The following is a 16643-nucleotide window of genomic DNA, read 5'->3' on the forward strand; positions in this document are numbered from 1 at the left end:
TTGCCCTCCTACCCGCCCTCGCACGGACCTCCCGCCTCCCCCACCGAACGCTCAGGAGAGCTGCCTTGTCCAAGGACCTGTACGAACTCGGCGACGCCCCCGAACTCGGCACGGCGCCCAAGCGGATGTACGCCTCCCTGATCCGGCGTGAGCGCTATGGCGAGCCGGTCGACGCCTTCCGGACCGAAGTGGTGGACGTACCGCCGGTGGGACCGGGCCAGGTGCTGGTCAAGGTGATGGCGGCCGGCGTCAACTACAACAACGTCTGGGCCGCGCTGGGTTCGCCGCTGGACGTGATCGGGGCCCGGCAGAAGGCGGGCTCCACCGAGGACTTCCACATCGGCGGCTCCGACCTGTCCGGCATCGTGTGGGCGGTCGGGGAGGGCGCGCGGGGGGTCCGGCCCGGTGACGAGGTCGTGGCCCTCGCCTGCCGCTGGGACGAGTCCGCCGAGGACATCCGGCTGGGCGCCGACCCGGTGACCTCCTCGTCGCTGCGGGTGTGGGGCTACGAGGAGAACTACGGCTCGTTCGCCCAGTTCGCGGTCGTCGACGACTACATGTGCCACCCCAAGCCGGCACGGCTGTCCTGGGCCGCCGCGTCCTGCTACATGGCGACGGCGGCGACCGCCTACCGTCAGCTCTTCGGCTGGCACCCGCACACCGTCCGGCCGGGCGACCCCGTGCTGGTCTGGGGCGGTGCCGGCGGCCTCGGCAGCATCGCCATCCAGCTGGTGCGGCACGTCGGCGGGATTCCGGTGGCCGTCGTCTCCAGCGCGGAGCGCGGCGAGTTCTGCATGCGGCTGGGTGCCCAGGGGTACATCGACCGGCGCGAGTTCGACCACTGGGGACGGTTGCCCGACACCTCCGACGACAAGGCGATGAGCGCCTGGCTGTCGGGAGCACGCGCCTTCGGGCGCCGTTTCTGGGAGGTGCTCGGCGAGCGCCGGGCCCCGCGGATCGTGCTGGAGCACTCCGGGGCCGACACCGTTCCGACCTCGATCTACCTGTGCGACAACGCGGGCATGGTCGTCATCTGCGGCGGCACGACCGGTTACAACGGCGATGTGGACCTGCGGTTCCTGTGGATGCGGCAGAAGCGGTTGCAGGGATCGCACGTCGCCAGTCTGCGCGAGGCCCGTGAGGTGACCCGGCTGATCGACCAGGGCGCGATCGACCCGTGCCTGTCGCGGACGTTCGGCTTCGAGGAGATCGGGCTGGCCCACCAGCTCCTGCACGAGAACCGGCACCCGTCGGGCAACATGGCGGTACTGGTCAACGCGGGCGCGTGACACGCCCGAGGGGCCCCGCGACGCCGTGTCGTGGGGCCCCTCTCCCTGCCGTCAGCCGCGGTCTCGAAGCAGCTTCTTGATGATCTTCCCGGCCGGGTTGCGGGGCACCTGCTCGATGAACTCGATCCGCCGGGGCCGCTTGTAGGGGGCGAGGTTGCCCGCGAGGTGGGCGAGCAGCTCCCGCTCGCCGGTGCCGTCCTCGGCGACGACGTACGCCAGCGGGATCTCGCCGTAGTCCTCGTCGGGGATGCCCACGACCGCCGCGTCCCGGACCGCCGGGTGGGCCAGCAGGACGCGCTCGACCTCGGAGGGGTAGACGTTCTGCCCCGCCCGGATGATCAGGTCCTTGCTGCGGTCGACCAGGTGGATGCGGCCGTCCCCGTCGACGAAGCCGAGGTCACCCGTGCGCGCCCAGCCGTCGAGGAACACCTCCCGGGTGGCGGCGGGATCGTCCCAGTAGCCCTGCATGAGACCGGGTCCGCGGACCACGATCTCCCCGATCTGCCCACGCGGCACCTCCCGGCCCGTCCGGTCGACGGCCCGCGCCGACATGCCCGGCACGACCCGCCCGCACGGGATGCGCTCGGTCACCTCCGCGGGCGCGGGGTGCTCGTCGGGGCCGAGGGTGACGAAGGGGCCGCCGACCTCCGTCATGCCGTACACCTGCCGGAAACCGCAGCCCAGGCGGGCCACGGCGGCGGCGTACACGTCCGGCGGCATCGGAGCGGCACCGTACAGGATCTCCCGCAGCGAGGCGAGGTCCGTGCTGTGGGACGCCTTCGCCTGGAGCATGAAGCGCAGCATCTGCGGCACCAGCCACATGTGCGTGGCCCGGTGCCGCTCGACCGCTGCGAGGGCCTTCTGGGGGGTGAAGCCCGGCATCAGGACGACGGTCGCGCCGGCCGCGAGATAGGTCAGGGAGACGACCATGCTGCCGTGGTACAGGGGGCAGCAGTTGACCATCACCACATGGTCCTCGGGGCGGGCCACGGCCAGCCAGCCGAGGCCGATGGCGCGGAAGGACCCCTCGTCGACGGTGACGCCCTTGGCCCGTCCGGTGGTCGCCGAGGTGTGCAGGATGGCGACGGGCTCGGTGTCGGGCAGGACGGGCAGCTCGGCCGGTGCGGCGACCGTACCGAGTGCGGCGAAGGCCGGCTTGTCGAGGGCGATGCGGATGCGGACGCAGCCCGGCAGCACGGGATGCCGGTCCAGGAGATCCGACTCGCCCAGGACCGCCACGGCACCGACCCGTTCGACGATCCCGGCCACCTCGGGCGCGGCGAGGCTGTGGTTCAACGGGACGAACAGGGCCCCGAGGCGGGCCAGCGCGAAATAGCTCTCCAGCACCTCGACGCGGTCCTGGGACAGGACGGCGACCCGGTCCCCGCGTTCGATGCCGAGGCCGGCCAGGCCCCGGGCGAGTTCGGCGGTACGGTCGGCGAACTCGGCCCAGGTGACGCTGCGGTGCTCGTCGACGAGGGCGACCCGGTCGGCGAAGCACTGGCGGTTGCGCTCCAGCAGCTGGGTCAGCCACATCACGCGCCGCCCGAGGAGCCGGCGACGGCGCGGTCGGCCAGGAAGTTCTCGTAGTCCCCGATGGTGCGCAGCGTCTCCATGTCCGCGGCGGTGATCTCCACGCCCGTGCGCTGCTCGACGAGCAGCACCAGCCGCACCAGGTCCCCGGAGTCGATGCCGCTCGCGGCGAGGTCGACGTCGTCGCCGAGGGTGTCGGCGTACTCGCTGGTGCCCGTGAGTTCGACCAGCAGTTCCCGGATGGTGCTCATGGTGTTCCCCTTTCGTCGGCGCCGCCGCGCGCGTCGCGTCCACTTCTCACCCGGAGAAGAGGGACCCGGGGGGCCTCGCTATCCCCGCCACCGCGGGTGACGTGTGTCACGCCGGCAGATGGAGACGTCCGGGATAGCGGGCGGGGTCCGCCGCCTCTTGTCTCAGTGAGGGCGACAGGCGAGGGAGTGATGCACGTGATCGGCCAGGGCACAGCCACGGCGGAACCGGAGTCGGGTCCGCCGGGTGCCGACGACGAGCTGGCCCGCTTCGAGGCTCTGCTCGCGGCGGGCGAGACGATCGAACCCCGCGACTGGATGCCCGACGGCTACCGCCGGATGCTGCTCCGGCAGATCGCACAGCACGCCCACTCCGAGATCATCGGCATGCAGCCGGAAGGAGCCTGGCTGACCCGCGCGCCGTCGCTGCACCGCAAGTCGGTGCTGCTGGCGAAGGTCCAGGACGAGGCGGGCCACGGCCTGTACCTGTACGCCGCCGCCGAGACGCTCGGCGTGGACCGCGCGGAGCTGCTGGACGCACTGCACCGGGGACGGCAACGGTATGCCGCCACCTTCAACCACGCGGCGCTGACATGGGCCGACACCGGTGCCGTCGCCTGGCTGACGGACGGCGCGGCAGTGGTCAACCAGGCCCCGCTGTGCCAGACGTCGTACGGTCCCTACGGCCGCGCGATGCGCCGCGTCTGCCAGGAGGAGGCGTTCCACGTCCGCCAGGGCTACGACCTGATGCGGGCCCAGTGCGAGGGCACGCCCGCCCAGCGGGAGATGGCTCAGGACGCGGTGAACCGCTGGTGGCTGCCCGCGGTGGCGCTGATGTTCGGCCCACCCGACACGGCCGCCTCGGGCGGGGGCATGGCGGCGGTCGGTGCGTCGGTCTCGCGCCAGGCCATCGCGTGGGGCATCAAGCGGCACACCAACGACGAACTGCGCCAGCGCTTCGTCGACCACTGCGTGCCGCAGGCCGAACGGCTGGGACTGACCCTGCCGGATCCGGGGATCCGCTGGAACGAGGAGCGCGGCCACTACGACTTCGGGCCCATCGACTGGGAGACGTACCGGGAGGCGCTCGGCGACGACACGCACGTCGCCCGGCAGCGCCTCGCGCACCGGGTCGCCGCGCACGAGGACGGCGCCTGGGTGCGCGAGGCGGCAGCCGCGTACGCGGCGCGGGAGGAGGCGCGGTGAGCGACGTGGAAGGGAACACCGTGAGTGGTGCGGAAGGGGCGCTGGCCTCCTGGGAGGTGTTCCTGCGCCCGCGCCGGGGCCTGGCCCACCTGCACGTGGGGTCGGTGCGGGCCGCCGACGCGGACATGGCCCTGGAAAGGGCCCGGGACCTGTACACGCGGCGGGGCGATCCGCTGTCGCTGTGGGTGGTGCGCTCGGCGGCGGTGCACGCCGCCTCGCCCGCCGAACGGGACCCCTTCTTCTCGGGCGCCCGCCACAAGCCGTACCGCTACCCCGAGCACTTCGCGCCGCTCACGGAGGGAGGCGATGGACATGACTGAGGCCGTGGCCCTGCTCACCGCCCGTCTCGGCGACGACGCACTCGTCCTCGGGCAGCGGCTGTGCCAGTGGATCACCAGGGCGCCGACGATCGAGGAGGATCTCGCCCTGTCGAACATCGCCCTGGATCTGATCGGTCACGCCCGGGCCCTGCTCACACTGGCCGGCGAGCTCGACGGCACCGGCCGCAGCGAGGACGACTTCGCCTTCACCCGCTCCGACCGCGAGTTCGGCAACACCCTGCTCGCCGAACTCCCCAACGGCGACTTCGCGGTGACCATCGCCCGCCAGCTCGCCTACAGCCACTACGCCGTCCTCTACTACGAGGCTTGCGCCGAAAGCGCCCACCCCGAACTGGCCGCGGTCGCGGCCCGCGCCGCCACGGAGGTCGGATACCACCGCCGGCACGCGGACGGCTGGACCGTACGGCTCGGTCTGGGCACCGCGCGAAGCGCCCGGCGGATGCAGGCCGGGCTCGACCATGTCTGGCCGTACACCGCCGAGTTGTTCGACGAGGACGAGGTGGTGCGGCGGCTGGAGGCGGCCGGGACCGCCCCGTCGCCCGCACCGTTGCGTGCCCGCTGGGAGGAGCGGGTGGGCGAGGTGGTCGAACAGGCCGGACTGACCATGCCCACCCCGAGGTGGCGGGCGCGCGGCGGACGGCAGGGCCTGCACTCCGAGGCGTTCGGCCCGCTGGTCGCCGAACTCCAGTCAGTCCACCGGCAGTTCCCCGGGGGCACCTGGTGACCGGCGCGCTGCCCACCGACGAGGTCGCGGCCCGCGTGCGCGACCTGCCCGACCCCGAGCTCCCCTTCGTCACACTCGGTGAACTCGGTGTGATCCACCGGGTCTCGACGGCGCAGGACGGCCGGCTGGAGGTCGCGTTCACCCCCACGTTCCTCGGCTGCCCGGCTCTCCCCGCGATCGCCTCGGCGATCGCCGGCGTCCTGGCGCAGTGCGGGCATCCCGACGGCCGGGTGCACCGTCTGGTGACCCCGGCGTGGAGCACGGACCGCATCACCGCGTCCGGACGGCGCAAACTCGCCGAGCACGGCATCGCCCCGCCCGGCCCCACCGGCGCTCCCACCCCCGTACGCCTCGGCGTCGGCGCGCCCTGCCCCCACTGCGGCTCCGGGGCGACCCGGCCGCACAGCCCCTTCGGTCCGACCCGCTGCCAGTCGATCCTGCAGTGCACTGCCTGCGGCGAGGCCTTCCCCTACCTGGCCACGGTGTGAGGCGCCCATGACCATGCTCCAGACCCACCGCGGCCACTGGTTCCGGCTCCGCGTCAGCCGCATCGAGGCCCTGCTGGAGGACACGGTGGCGGTGACGCTGCACGTCCCCGCGGAACTCGCCGCCGTCTTCACCGCCGAGCCCGGCCGCCATGTCGTCGTCCGCCACCGGCCGGCCGACGGCCGGGAGGTGCGCCGCGCCTACTCGGTGTGCCCGCCGCCCGGCACCCCGGACGCACTGCGGCTGGTGATCCGGCGCCACTCCCCCGACGGCTTCGGCGCCTACGCCGGGTCCCTGCTGGCGCCCGGGGACGAAATCGAAATCTCCTCGCCCACAGGACGGTTCGGGCTTCCGGCGCTCCCCGGCGGCCATCACGTACTGATCGCCGGCGGCACCGGCATCACCCCGCTCGCCGCGATGGCGGCGGGAGCGCTGCGGGCCTCCGCCGACTGCCGGGTCTCCCTGGTCCACGCGGTCCGCTCCGCCGGCACGGCCCTGCTCGCGGACGAACTCGCCGAGTTGAAGGACGAGTTCACGGACCGTCTCACCGTGCTGTACGTCCTCTCCCGCGAGCGGCGCGAGAGCGACCTGTTCACCGGGCGCGTCGACGAGGAGCGGCTGCGCCGGTTGCTCACCCTGGTGGACGCCCGGCCCGACGACGCCACCGCGTTCCGCCTGTGCGGACCGGCGGGACTGGTGGAGACGGTCCGCACGGCGCTCACGGCCTGGGGCGCCCGCCCGGACCGGGTGCGCTGGGAACTGTTCTCCGCCGCCGGCGCCGCGCCCGGCACCGAGGCCGTCGCACCGGCCGAACCCTCCGGGCGGGTGAGGGCGGTGATCGGCGGCCGCTCCACCGTGGTCGCGATGGAGCCCGGGGACCGGGTCGTCCTCGACGCCGTACTGCGCGCCCGGCCCGAGGTGCCGTACGCCTGCCGGGACGGCGTGTGCGGCAGCTGCCGCGCCAAGGTCGTCGCCGGCGCGGTCACCCTGGGCCGCCAGCACGTCCTCGACGACCGGGACCTCGCACAGGGCTACACCCTCGCCTGCCGCGCCCGTCCCGGAACCGACGATCTCACGCTCGACTTCGACGCCTGACCAACACCCCGCGCACGACTCGCAGGAGAGGAAGAGGTCTGTGACCACCACGGGAGGACACCGGGGCAGGACCGCTCTGGTGACCGGAGGCAGCCGCGGTATCGGCCGGGCCGTCAGCCGCCGCCTGGCGGGTGACGGCGCGCTGGTCGCCGTCCACTACGGGCACGACCACGCGGCCGCCGAGCGCACGGTGAAGGAGATCGGGGCCGACGGCGGCCGCGCGTTCGCCGTGCACGCCGAACTCGGCGTACCCGGCGACGCCGCCGCCCTCTGGGCCGCCTTCGACCGCGAACTCGCGGCGTACGACGCCCCACCGGGGCTCGACATCCTGGTCAACAACGCCGGCATCACCCTGCCCCGCCCGATCGAGCAGGTCACCGAGGACGACTACGACCGGGTCTTCGCCGTCAACACCAGGGCCCCGTTCTTCATCACCCAGCAGGCGCTCGTGCGACTGCGGGACGGCGGCCGGATCGTCAACGTCTCGTCGGGAGCCGCCCGGATCGCCTACCCGGCGATCGTGGCCTACTCGATGACCAAGGCGGCACTGGACCACCTCACTCTCTCCCTCGCCCAGCAGCTCGGCCCCCGCGGCATCACCGTGAACACCGTCGCGCCAGGCTTCACCGAGACCGAGATCAACCCGACGCTGCGCGACCCCCGGGTCCGGCAGACACTCGCCGGTGCCTCCGTGTTCAACCGCCTGGGCGCGCCGGCGGACATCGCCGACGTGGTGGCCTTCCTCGCCGGCGACGACGCCCGCTGGGTGACCGGCCAGTGGATCGACGCGACCGGCGGCGTCCACCTCGGCCTGTGAACCGCGGGCACAGCGCCCCCTGCCCGGGCCAGGCAGACCCGAGGAGCAACGCCTCGACCTCGTCTCCCGCCCAGGGCGGGGGATTCCAGCGGTCGCCCGCTGGGGTTCCTGGTTCACCGACGACCACCCCGTCCGGGAGGACCCGTCCTGCCACACACGCCATCCGTTCTCCTGTGCGGAGCGGCGTCGGCCGGCGGACCGGGGGACGCCGGTCCGCCCTTTCGACGAACCGGCCCCCGCAGCAATGCTCCGCCGGAGCTTCGTTTCCCCGGCCCGAAGACCGGGACACCCACGAAGGAGAGACCCGATGAACGACGGCACGTCCGCGCTCGCGGATCCGTCACCGGACGACCCGCCGACCCAGCCGTTCGAGGGCGCGAGCCCCTACGACGCCTATGTGCGTGCCACGGTCCTCAACACCCTCCAGGCCCCCCTGACCGAGGCGGCCGACGAGATGGGCTTCCTCGTCACGACGCAGGTGATGGAACTCTGGTTCACCCTGATCGTCCACGAGTGGCGGGTGGCCCGGGACGCCCTCGCCAAGGACGACCTCGACTCCGCGACGGACGCGCTCGTGCGCAGCCGGCGCGCCGTAGAGGCCCTGAACGGGTCCTGGCGGCCCATAGCCGGGCTGACCCCGGCCCAGTTCGACGGATTCCGGGCCGCGTTCGGCCGGGCGTCGGGCTTCCAGTCGGCGATGTACCGCCACATGGAGTTCCTGCTCGGCGACAAGTCCGCCGCACTGCTGCGCTCGCACCAGGGCGAGCCGTCGGTGCACGAGGCGCTGCGCGAGGCGTACCACGAGCCGTCGCTGTACGACGAGGTGCTCAGGTTCCTGTACCGGCAGGGGCTGCCCGTGCCCGAGGCGGTGCAGGAGCGGGACGTCACCGCCCCCTACGAGGCCGACCCGGCCGTGGTCGAGGCGTGGCGCTGCGTGTACGCGGGGTCACAGCGCCATCCACTGCTGTCCTTGGGCGAGTTGCTCACCGACATCGCCGAGCTGGTCGCCCGCTGGCGGTTCGACCACATGATGGTGGTGCGGCGCGCGATGGGCAACAGGACCGGCAGCGCCGGTTCCTCCGGCCTTGCCTGGCTTCAGGCGCGTGCCGAACGGCCGGTGTTCCCCGAGCTGTGGACGGTCCGCGGTGACCTCTAGGGAGATCTCGGCCTTCGCCGCCGAGGAGGAGCGGCGCGTCCTCAGCCTGAAACCGGTACTGGCGCCGGGGCACGGCCGCTACGGCGACCATCCCCACCAGGTCTACGACGCCTGGCCGTCCGACGACCCGGACGCGCCGCTGGTGGTGCTGCTGCACGGCGGGTACTGGCGCTACGACCGGATGCACCTGACCCCGTTCGCCGCCTACCTGGCCGAGCAGGGTTTCTCGGTCCTGCTGCCCGGCTTCCGCAGGTCCGGAGGAGCCGGCGGCTATCCGGAGACCTTCGACGACGTGGCACGGATCGTGGACACGCTGCCCGCCGGCCGCCCCTACGTCCTGGCGGGCCACTGCTCGGGCGGCCATCTCGCCCTGTGGTGCGCGGCCCGCGGCCTGCTGCCGGCCACCTCGGCCTGGCACACGACGCGGCTGCCGCCGGCCGTGCTGGCGCTGGCCCCGCTGACCGATCTCCAGGCCACCCGCCGGGACCGGCTCAGCGACGACGCGGCGCTGCAACTCCTCGGCGGACCGGACCGGTTCGCCCAGCGGCTCGCACACGTCGACCCGCTCACCCTGCTGGAGCGCGCGGGCACGACGGGCGTGCGGACCGTGCTGTTGCACGGCGCCGCCGACGAGGAGGTACCGCTGACGCAGTTCGCGGACTACGCGGCCGTCCACCACGACCTGGAGACCGTGGTCCTGCCCGGCACCGGGCACTACACGCTGATCGAACCGGGCGCGCCGGGCGCGAGGGCCGTCGCCGACCAGCTCCGGCGGCTGTACGACGAGGCCTCGAAGCGTCGCCCGGTCGCCACAGGTGCCACGGCGACCGCTCGACCGGAGACCGAAGAGGGGACCTCGCGACCGTGACCACCGCCACGACCGCGCTCACCGACCGGGCGGCCCGCCTGGACGCCTGCGCGCCCCTCGCCCATGTCCGTGAGCGCTTCCTGCTCCCCGAGGGGGTGGTGTACCTCGACGGCAACTCGCTCGGGCCGCTCCCGGCGGCCGTGCCGCCCGTGCTGGAGGACGTCGTGCACCGGCAGTGGGGCACCGGACTGATCCGCTCCTGGAACAGCCACGGCTGGTGGGACGCGCCGGTCAGGGTCGGGGACCGGGTGGGACGCCTGATCGGCGCCGCCCCGGGGCAGACCCTCGTCGGGGACTCGACGAGCGTGCAGTTGTACAACGTGCTGAGCGCTGCAGCCGCGCTGCGCCCCGGCCGGCCCCTGCTGGTCACGGACCCCGACCACTTCCCCACCGACCGGTACCTCGCTGACACGGTCGCGAGCCGGCTCGGCCTGGGCGTGCGCCGGATACGGCCGGCCGACCTCCCGGCGTTCCTGGCCGCCGAGGGCGACCGGGTCGCCGTGGTCGCCTACTCGCCCATCGACTACCGCACCGGGGAACTCCACGACATGGCCGCGCTCACCCGGGCCGCACAGCGCGCCGGGGCGCTCGTGCTGTGGGACCTGTGCCACGCGGCCGGGGCCCTGCCGGTGCGCCTGGACGCCCTCGGTGTGGACTTCGCGGTGGGCTGCGGCTACAAGTTCCTGTCCGGCGGTCCGGGCGCCCCGGCCTTCGCGTACGTCGCCCGGCGCCACCACGCCGACTGGCAGCCGCCGCTGACCGGCTGGAACGGCCACGCCGACCCGTTCGGGCTGCACGAGGAGTACCTGCCCGCGCCGGGCGTCGGCAGGGGCCGTATCGGCACACCGCCCGTGCTGTCGCTGCTGTGTCTCGAAGCCGCGCTGAGCGTCTTCGACGACATCGACCTGGCACAGGTGCGCACCAGGAGCCTCTCTCTGACCGGGTTCTTCCTGCACTGCGCCGAAGTACTCCTGGACGGCCTGGGCTTCGAGCCGGTCACTCCGGCCGAGCCGGAGCGACGCGGCAGTCAGGTGTCGCTGCGCCACCCGCACGCCCACGGGCTGGTGCGTGCGCTGGAGGCCAAGGGGGTGATCGGCGACATGCGCGCGCCGGACCTGCTCCGTTTCGGCGTCAACGCCCTGTTCACCACCCATCAGGACGTCCTGACGGCGGTGACCTGCCTGGGTGAGATCACGGGGGCGGGCGCCTACGACCCGTCAGTGCAAGGGGCCGGCACGGTGACCTGAGTGCTCGGGGCCCGGCTTGCCGTGCCGGTCCTCCTTCTCCGTTCTCTTCGCGGCGGTGGCCGCCACCGCCGCACGGTCTGGCCGGTCTCCCTACTTCATGGACGCCTGTCCATGTATGGTGGACAGCCGTCCATGAAGTAGGGAGAGCGAGAAGACATCCATGGAGACGACAGCGCAGGTCCTGGTGGGACTGGTGGCCACGCTGCACGGGTACTTCCTGGTTCTGGAGATGTTCCTGTGGGAGCGGAAGCCCGGCCGCGGTCTGTCCGGCTTCGATGCGGCGATGGCGCGGGCCACGGCTCCCCTCGCCGCGAACCAGGGCCTGTACAACGGGTTTCTGGCAGCCGGGCTGGCCTGGGGGCTGGCCGCGGACGATCCGACGGGGTTTCAGGCGCAGGTCTTCTTCCTCGCCTGCGTGATCGTTGCCGGGCTGTACGGCGGACTCACCGCCAACCGGCGCATCTTCGCCGCGCAGGCGCTGCCCGGAGCCCTGGCACTCGCCGCCGTCCTGCTGGCCCGGTGAGCGTCGTGCAGGCCGATCCCCGCACGGTACGGACCCGGGCCCTGCTGCGTCGCGCACTGCTGGAGGAGTGCGCCCACCGACCACTGACCGAGGTCAGTGTGTCCGCGCTGGTGCGCCGGGCCGGGGTCGGCCGCGCCACGTTCTACCTTCACTACCAGGACCGCGAGGCGCTCGCCGTCGACGCCTGTGCCGATGTCGTCCGGGAGGCCGTCGACGCCCTGCACGCCTGGCGCGGCGTGCCCGATCCGCTCACCCCACCGCCCGCCCTGCTCGCCTTCTTCGACCGTCTCGCGCAGCACGCCCGGCTCTACCGCGAGTTGCTGAGCCCGGGAGGCGGCGGCCCGCTCGGCCTCGTACTCCACCGGGATCTGCGCACCCGCAGCCGCACCGAACGCGCCCTGGCCGGCGCACCGGAACCCGACCTGATCGCCTCGGCCGTCGCCGCGGCCTTCGCCGGTGTCCTCGCCGACTGGCTGCACGGCCTCATCGACGCCACCCCCGCCGTGATCACGCAGCGGATCTGGCGCCTGCTCGTCAACCTGCATCGCACCCCCCTGCCCTGAGGAGCCGTTCCCGCAGCCGGTCCCCGCGCGCACGACCTGGATGGCCGGGCAGAGGTCCGGGAAGGTCAGGCGAGGGCGAGGAAGAGTCGTTCCAGTTCCTCCTGGGACATGGGCGGGGTGTCGGGATCCCCGGTGAGGCAATGCCGCATCTCGCTCGCCACGATCTTGAAGCCTGCCCGGTCCAGGGCTCGGGACACCGCGGCCAGTTGGGTCACGACGTCCTTGCAGTCACGACCCGACTCGACCATGGCGATCACGGCGGCCAGCTGCCCCTGGGCACGCCGCAGACGGTTCAGGACGGGTCGTACCGATTCTTCGTCCACCTGCACGGTGATCCTCCTTACACCCCCTTGCCCAAGGATACCCCATGGGGTATTGATCCGGTGGCGATCAGGGCTGCCGGCGCCCCTCCGCCGGCGGCGGAGGGGCGTGCGGGCCGTGCGAGCCGCGACCACCGCCGGTCGGCGATGGTCGCGGCCGGCACGCAACGTCACCGCGTGCCGCGCAGCTCCGCGATCACCGCACGGATGTCGGGGCGCGGGCCCCGGTTGTACGGGAGCTTCGACAGCAGTACGCCCATGGTGCAGGAGTTGCTGAGCGCGGCGTAGGTGAGACCCGCGCCGACGGCCGTGCCGATGAGGTGGAGGCCCGGCACGAGGATGCCGGCCAGGCCCGTGGTGAGGACGATCGAGCCGGCCACGAGCCGGACCTGCCGTTCCATGTCCCAGCGCTCGGGGCCCCGGTTCACGGGCGCTCCTGCCGTCTCCCAGGCGACCATGCCGCCGTCGAGGACCCGGAGGTTGGGCAGGCCGGCCTCGGCGAGCGCCTGCTCGGCCTGCTGCGCCCGGGCTCCCGAGCGGCACACGAGGACGACCTCCTCGTCCAGGTGGGCGAGGATCTCACCCCGGTGCTCGCGCAGGGTGTCGAGGGGGACGTTGTACGCACCCGGAATGTGAGCCGTGCGGAATTCGCCGGGGGTGCGCACGTCGAGCACGCGCGGTGCGTGCTCCTCATCCACGAGCCGCTGCAGTACGGCCGGGGTGATCGACTGGGCAGGGGTGTGCTGGACGCTCATCCAAGGCTCCGGAGTTCAGGGTCGGGACAGTGATGCCCGTGTACGGGAGAGGTTCGGGGGTGCGGGTGGGGCCCCGTGCAGGTCGGGGCCCGATGGCGTGCACGGGTCAGACGGCGGCAGGCACCGCGGTCTGCGCCGACAGGGCCCAGGCGGCGTACCCGCCCAGGACGTCGGAGACGTCCGCGAAGCCCCGGTGCCGCAGGACGCTCGCGGCGATGGACGAGCGGTGCCCGCCGGCGCAGTGCACGACCAGGGGCTGGTCGGCGGGGAGTTCCTCCGTACGACGGGGAAGCTCGCTCAGCGGGATGTGCAGGGCGCCGTCGATGAAGCCGGCGGCCTCGCGTTCGCCGCAGGTGCGCACGTCCACGACGAGGGGCGGGTTGTCTCCCGCGAGGGCGTCCCGCAGTTCCGCGGCGGCCACCCTGCTCGCCGGAAGCACCTCCGCGGACAGTTCCTCCAGGGCGTCCTCCGGATTGCGCAGGTATCCCGCCACCCGGTCGAAGCCGATACGGGCGAGGCGGGTGACGACCTCCTCCTCCCGGTTCTGCGGTGCCATCACCAGCAGTTCGTCGGACGGGTTCAGGACGGTGCCCGCCTGCTCGGCGAAGCGCCCGTCGGCGGGCACGTTCACCGCGCCCCGCAGATGTCCGGCGGCGAACTCCTGCGGTGTGCGGGCGTCCACGACGACCGCGCCCGCCGTACGCAGTTCGGTGAAGTGCTCGCGCGTCAGCGGCCTGGGGGCGGCCGAGGCGTCGTAGCGCACCCGGTCCCTGCGGTTCAGTTCGGCGTCGTAGGCGAAGTAGCCGGGCGCGGCGGGCTGGCCGGCGGCGACGAGCGCGACGAACTCCTCGCGGCCCATCGGCACGCAGGCGTAGTTGGTGGCCCGCTGCTCCCCGATGGTCGACTGCTTGTTCGTCGACAGGTTCTTCCCGCAGGCGGAGCCCGCACCGTGCGCGGGGAAGACGCGGACCTGGTCGGGCAGGCCCATCAGCTTGTCCTGCACGCTGTCGTGCAGCATCGCACCGAGCTCCTCGGCCGTCACGCCGACGGAGGCGAGCAGGTCGGGGCGGCCGACGTCACCGATGAAGAGCGCGTCACCGGTGAGGACGCCGTACGGCACGGTGTCCTCCGCCCGCTCGTACACCACCACGCTGATCGACTCCGGGGTGTGGCCGGGTGTTTCCATGATCTGCAGGGTGACGTCACCGAGGGAGATCCGCTCACCGTCGGCGAGCTTGCGGATGGGGTACTCGGTCTCGGCCCGTCGGCCGTAGCCGATCCATGCGCCGGTGCGGTCCGCCATCTCCAGGTGCCCGGCGATGAAGTCGGCGTGGAAGTGGGTGTTGATCACGCCCACCACGGAGAACCCGTGCACGCGGGCGTCCGCCAGGTATTCGGATACGTCCCGGCGCGGGTCGACGACCACCGCCCGGCCCGTCTTCTCGTCGGCGATCATGTAGGAGGCCTGGGACAGGCAGTCGAGGTAGTACTGGGTGAAGAACACGGCATTCCCTTCGTGAGGAACGCACCCCCGAGACGGGTGCGGGAGACGGGGCGCGGGCGGTCGCGCGCCCGGTGTGACGAGGTGCGGGCAAGGGGCTGAGCCCCGGACGGTCAGGCGGTGTGGACGGCCTCGCCCGGCACCGGCGGCCGGCCGGTAGCGGCCCTGCCGCCGGTGCCGCCGGCGACGGACACGGCGTCCATGCCGAGCGCCGTGAGATGTCCGGCGGCCCGGGCGCTGCGAGTGCCGCCGGCGCAGATCACGTACACGGTGCGGTCCCCCGGCAGATCACCGAGGGCTCCGCCGAGTGCCGGCAGCGGGACGCTGCGCGTGCCCGGCACATGGCCGGCGCGGTACCCGTCCCACTCGCGGACATCGATGGTGAACGCGCCGCGGGCCAGGTCGGCCACGAAGGCGTCCAGGACTGCTTCTCGCATCGGGACATCCCTGCTCCATACCCCCCTGGGTATTTACGCACTCGACGGTAAGCGGCGCCCCCGCGAGAAGTCAAATACCCCCAGGGGTATCTCCTGCGTCGGAGCGGAGGTGAAGTGAGGGGAAGCGGGCCGGCGTGTCCGTCCGGGAGGGTCCGCCGCCGATTCCCAAGGGCGCCGGGGACATGGGGTCGACCGACGGAGCCCAGCGGCGTGCCGGGGCCGTTCGCGCCGTCGCGGCCCGGCTCCAGCAGCCACTTCGCAGCGCACCCGCACACCCGCCCCCGAGGGTCCACGACGGCCCGGAAGCCGGTGCTCCATTCGAGTGCGCTCGTCAGACCATCGGCCGCGTGTCGGTCGGCTGTGGGCATGACCCCCGTCACGTCACGCAAGGATGAGGTCCGTCACGTGGGCGATCGACCCTTTGCGAGAGAGACACAACTGGTGAGCATTCTCAACGAGCCCCGAGGCTCCGCGGACGAGGAGTCGTACTACCAGGACGAGCTGCCCGTGCAACGCAGGCGGCCGGGCAACGTGGTGGTGAAGTGGCTGACGACCACGGACCACAAGACGATCGGCACCCTGTACCTGTCGACGTCGTTCGCGTTCTTCCTGGTCGGAGGCGTTCTCGCGCTGGCCATGCGCGCCGAGCTGGCTCGCCCGGGCATGCAGATCATGTCGAGCGAGCAGTACAACCAGGCGTTCACGATGCACGGCACGGCGATGCTGCTGATGTTCGCGACGCCGCTGTTCGCGGGCTTCACCAACTGGATCATGCCGCTCCAGATCGGCGCCCCCGACGTCGCCTTCCCGCGACTGAACATGCTCGCCTACTGGCTCTACCTCTTCGGCTCGCTGATCGCCATGGGGGGCTTCCTCACGCCGGACGGCGCCGCCGACTTCGGCTGGTTCGCCTACTCCCCGCTCACCGACAACGAGCACTCGGTCGGCATCGGCCCCGATCTCTGGATCATGGGCCTGGCCTTCTCCGGCTTCGGCACGATCCTCGGCTCGGTCAACTTCATCACCACGATCATCTGCATGCGCGCCCCCGGCATGACGATGTTCCGCATGCCGATCTTCGTGTGGAACGTGCTGCTGACCGGTGTCCTGGTGCTGTTCGCCTTCCCGGTCCTGGCCGCGGCCCTGTTCGCGCTGGAGGTGGACCGCCAGTTCGGCGCCCACGTCTTCGACGCCGCCAACGGCGGTGCCCTGCTGTGGCAGCACCTCTTCTGGTTCTTCGGCCATCCGGAGGTGTACATCATCGCCCTGCCGTTCTTCGGCGTCATCACCGAGATCATCCCGGTCTTCAGCCGCAAGCCGATGTTCGGCTACGTGGGGCTCATCGCCGCCACCATCTCGATCTCCGGCCTCTCCGTGTCGGTGTGGGCGCATCACATGTTCGTCACCGGTGGTGTGCTGCTGCCGTTCTTCTCCTTCATGTCGTTCCTGATCGCCGTCCCGACCGGGGTGAAGTTCTTCAACTGGATCGGCACGATGTGGAAGGGCTCGCTGTCCTTCGAGACACCGATGCTGT

Annotated in this window: 19 protein-coding genes; 13 read left to right on the top strand and 6 right to left on the bottom strand. The window is 72.4% G+C overall.

Annotated features, from left to right (window positions below; all coding sequences use genetic code 11):
* Window positions 1-125 precede the first annotated feature (125 nt).
* Window positions 126-1289, top strand: a complete 1164-nt coding sequence (gene ccrA, locus I3F54_RS16005) for a crotonyl-CoA carboxylase/reductase (RefSeq protein ID WP_240119468.1) — start codon at window positions 126-128, stop codon at window positions 1287-1289.
* A 51-nt stretch (window positions 1290-1340) separates the two neighbouring features.
* Here the strand turns inward: ccrA and I3F54_RS16010 are convergent, their stop codons facing one another.
* Both I3F54_RS16010 and I3F54_RS16015 read right to left on the bottom strand, forming a co-directional pair.
* Window positions 1341-2825 carry a class I adenylate-forming enzyme family protein gene (locus tag I3F54_RS16010; RefSeq protein ID WP_240119439.1) on the bottom strand — a complete coding sequence of 495 codons (1485 nt, stop codon included), beginning with the start codon at window positions 2823-2825 and terminating at the stop codon, window positions 1341-1343.
* Window positions 2825-3073, bottom strand: a complete 249-nt coding sequence (locus tag I3F54_RS16015) for an acyl carrier protein (RefSeq protein ID WP_240119440.1) — start codon at window positions 3071-3073, stop codon at window positions 2825-2827. The genes I3F54_RS16010 and I3F54_RS16015 overlap by 1 nt, the downstream gene beginning before the upstream one ends.
* A gap of 189 nt (window positions 3074-3262) precedes the next feature.
* On the opposite strand from I3F54_RS16015, the gene paaA reads away from it, so the two are divergent.
* The 11 genes from paaA (at window position 3263) to I3F54_RS16070 (ending at window position 12096) form a co-directional block, all read left to right on the top strand.
* On the top strand, window positions 3263-4276 hold the full coding sequence (paaA, locus tag I3F54_RS16020; RefSeq protein ID WP_240119441.1) for a 1,2-phenylacetyl-CoA epoxidase subunit PaaA: 1014 nt from the start codon (window positions 3263-3265) through the stop codon (window positions 4274-4276).
* Window positions 4273-4596 carry a 1,2-phenylacetyl-CoA epoxidase subunit PaaB gene (paaB, locus tag I3F54_RS16025; RefSeq protein ID WP_374205930.1) on the top strand — a complete coding sequence of 108 codons (324 nt, stop codon included), beginning with the start codon at window positions 4273-4275 and terminating at the stop codon, window positions 4594-4596. Before paaA ends, paaB begins: the two co-directional genes overlap by 4 nt.
* A complete protein-coding gene (gene paaC, locus I3F54_RS16030; protein WP_240119442.1) occupies window positions 4583-5341 on the top strand; it encodes a 1,2-phenylacetyl-CoA epoxidase subunit PaaC in 759 nt (252 codons plus the stop codon). Before paaB ends, paaC begins: the two co-directional genes overlap by 14 nt.
* A complete protein-coding gene (paaD, locus tag I3F54_RS16035) occupies window positions 5338-5829 on the top strand; it encodes a 1,2-phenylacetyl-CoA epoxidase subunit PaaD (RefSeq protein ID WP_240119443.1) in 492 nt (163 codons plus the stop codon). Before paaC ends, paaD begins: the two co-directional genes overlap by 4 nt.
* 7 nt (window positions 5830-5836) lie before the next feature.
* Window positions 5837-6922, top strand: coding sequence for a 2Fe-2S iron-sulfur cluster-binding protein (locus I3F54_RS16040; RefSeq protein WP_240119444.1), 1086 nt, complete (start codon window positions 5837-5839; stop codon window positions 6920-6922).
* Between the two features lie 40 nt (window positions 6923-6962).
* On the top strand, window positions 6963-7739 hold the full coding sequence (locus I3F54_RS16045) for an SDR family oxidoreductase (RefSeq protein ID WP_240119445.1): 777 nt from the start codon (window positions 6963-6965) through the stop codon (window positions 7737-7739).
* A 307-nt stretch (window positions 7740-8046) separates the two neighbouring features.
* Window positions 8047-8895, top strand: a complete 849-nt coding sequence (locus I3F54_RS16050; RefSeq protein ID WP_240119446.1) for a tryptophan 2,3-dioxygenase — start codon at window positions 8047-8049, stop codon at window positions 8893-8895.
* Complete coding sequence (locus I3F54_RS16055; RefSeq protein WP_240119447.1) at window positions 8885-9763, top strand: S9 family peptidase; 879 nt, start codon at window positions 8885-8887, stop codon at window positions 9761-9763. The genes I3F54_RS16050 and I3F54_RS16055 overlap by 11 nt, the downstream gene beginning before the upstream one ends.
* Entirely contained in the window at window positions 9760-11010 is a 1251-nt protein-coding gene (kynU, locus tag I3F54_RS16060; protein ID WP_240119448.1) for a kynureninase, read from the top strand. The genes I3F54_RS16055 and kynU overlap by 4 nt, the downstream gene beginning before the upstream one ends.
* Window positions 11011-11170: 160 nt before the next feature.
* Complete coding sequence (locus I3F54_RS16065) at window positions 11171-11533, top strand: DUF1304 domain-containing protein (protein ID WP_240119452.1); 363 nt, start codon at window positions 11171-11173, stop codon at window positions 11531-11533.
* Window positions 11534-11538: 5 nt separating this feature from the next.
* A complete protein-coding gene (locus I3F54_RS16070) occupies window positions 11539-12096 on the top strand; it encodes a TetR/AcrR family transcriptional regulator (protein ID WP_240119470.1) in 558 nt (185 codons plus the stop codon).
* A 65-nt stretch (window positions 12097-12161) separates the two neighbouring features.
* On the opposite strand, the gene I3F54_RS16075 is transcribed toward I3F54_RS16070, so the two are convergent.
* The 4 genes from I3F54_RS16075 to I3F54_RS16090 all read right to left on the bottom strand — a co-directional run bounded on the left by I3F54_RS16075 (window position 12162) and on the right by I3F54_RS16090 (window position 15109).
* A complete protein-coding gene (locus I3F54_RS16075) occupies window positions 12162-12425 on the bottom strand; it encodes a metal-sensitive transcriptional regulator (protein ID WP_240119453.1) in 264 nt (87 codons plus the stop codon).
* Window positions 12426-12586: 161 nt separating this feature from the next.
* A complete protein-coding gene (locus I3F54_RS16080; protein ID WP_240119455.1) occupies window positions 12587-13171 on the bottom strand; it encodes a rhodanese-like domain-containing protein in 585 nt (194 codons plus the stop codon).
* A gap of 106 nt (window positions 13172-13277) precedes the next feature.
* Window positions 13278-14675: an MBL fold metallo-hydrolase gene (locus tag I3F54_RS16085; RefSeq protein ID WP_240119456.1), complete on the bottom strand. Its 1398-nt coding sequence runs from the start codon at window positions 14673-14675 to the stop codon at window positions 13278-13280.
* A gap of 110 nt (window positions 14676-14785) precedes the next feature.
* A complete protein-coding gene (locus I3F54_RS16090; RefSeq protein WP_240119457.1) occupies window positions 14786-15109 on the bottom strand; it encodes a rhodanese-like domain-containing protein in 324 nt (107 codons plus the stop codon).
* Window positions 15110-15550: 441 nt separating this feature from the next.
* On the opposite strand from I3F54_RS16090, the gene I3F54_RS16095 reads away from it, so the two are divergent.
* Window positions 15551-16643: cbb3-type cytochrome c oxidase subunit I (locus tag I3F54_RS16095; protein ID WP_240119458.1), on the top strand; the 1093-nt coding region annotated here is incomplete at its 3' end.

Origin of the sequence: Streptomyces sp. MUM 2J, from assembly GCF_022414535.1 — a bacterium.
Taxonomy (GTDB): Bacteria; Actinomycetota; Actinomycetes; order Streptomycetales; family Streptomycetaceae; genus Streptomyces.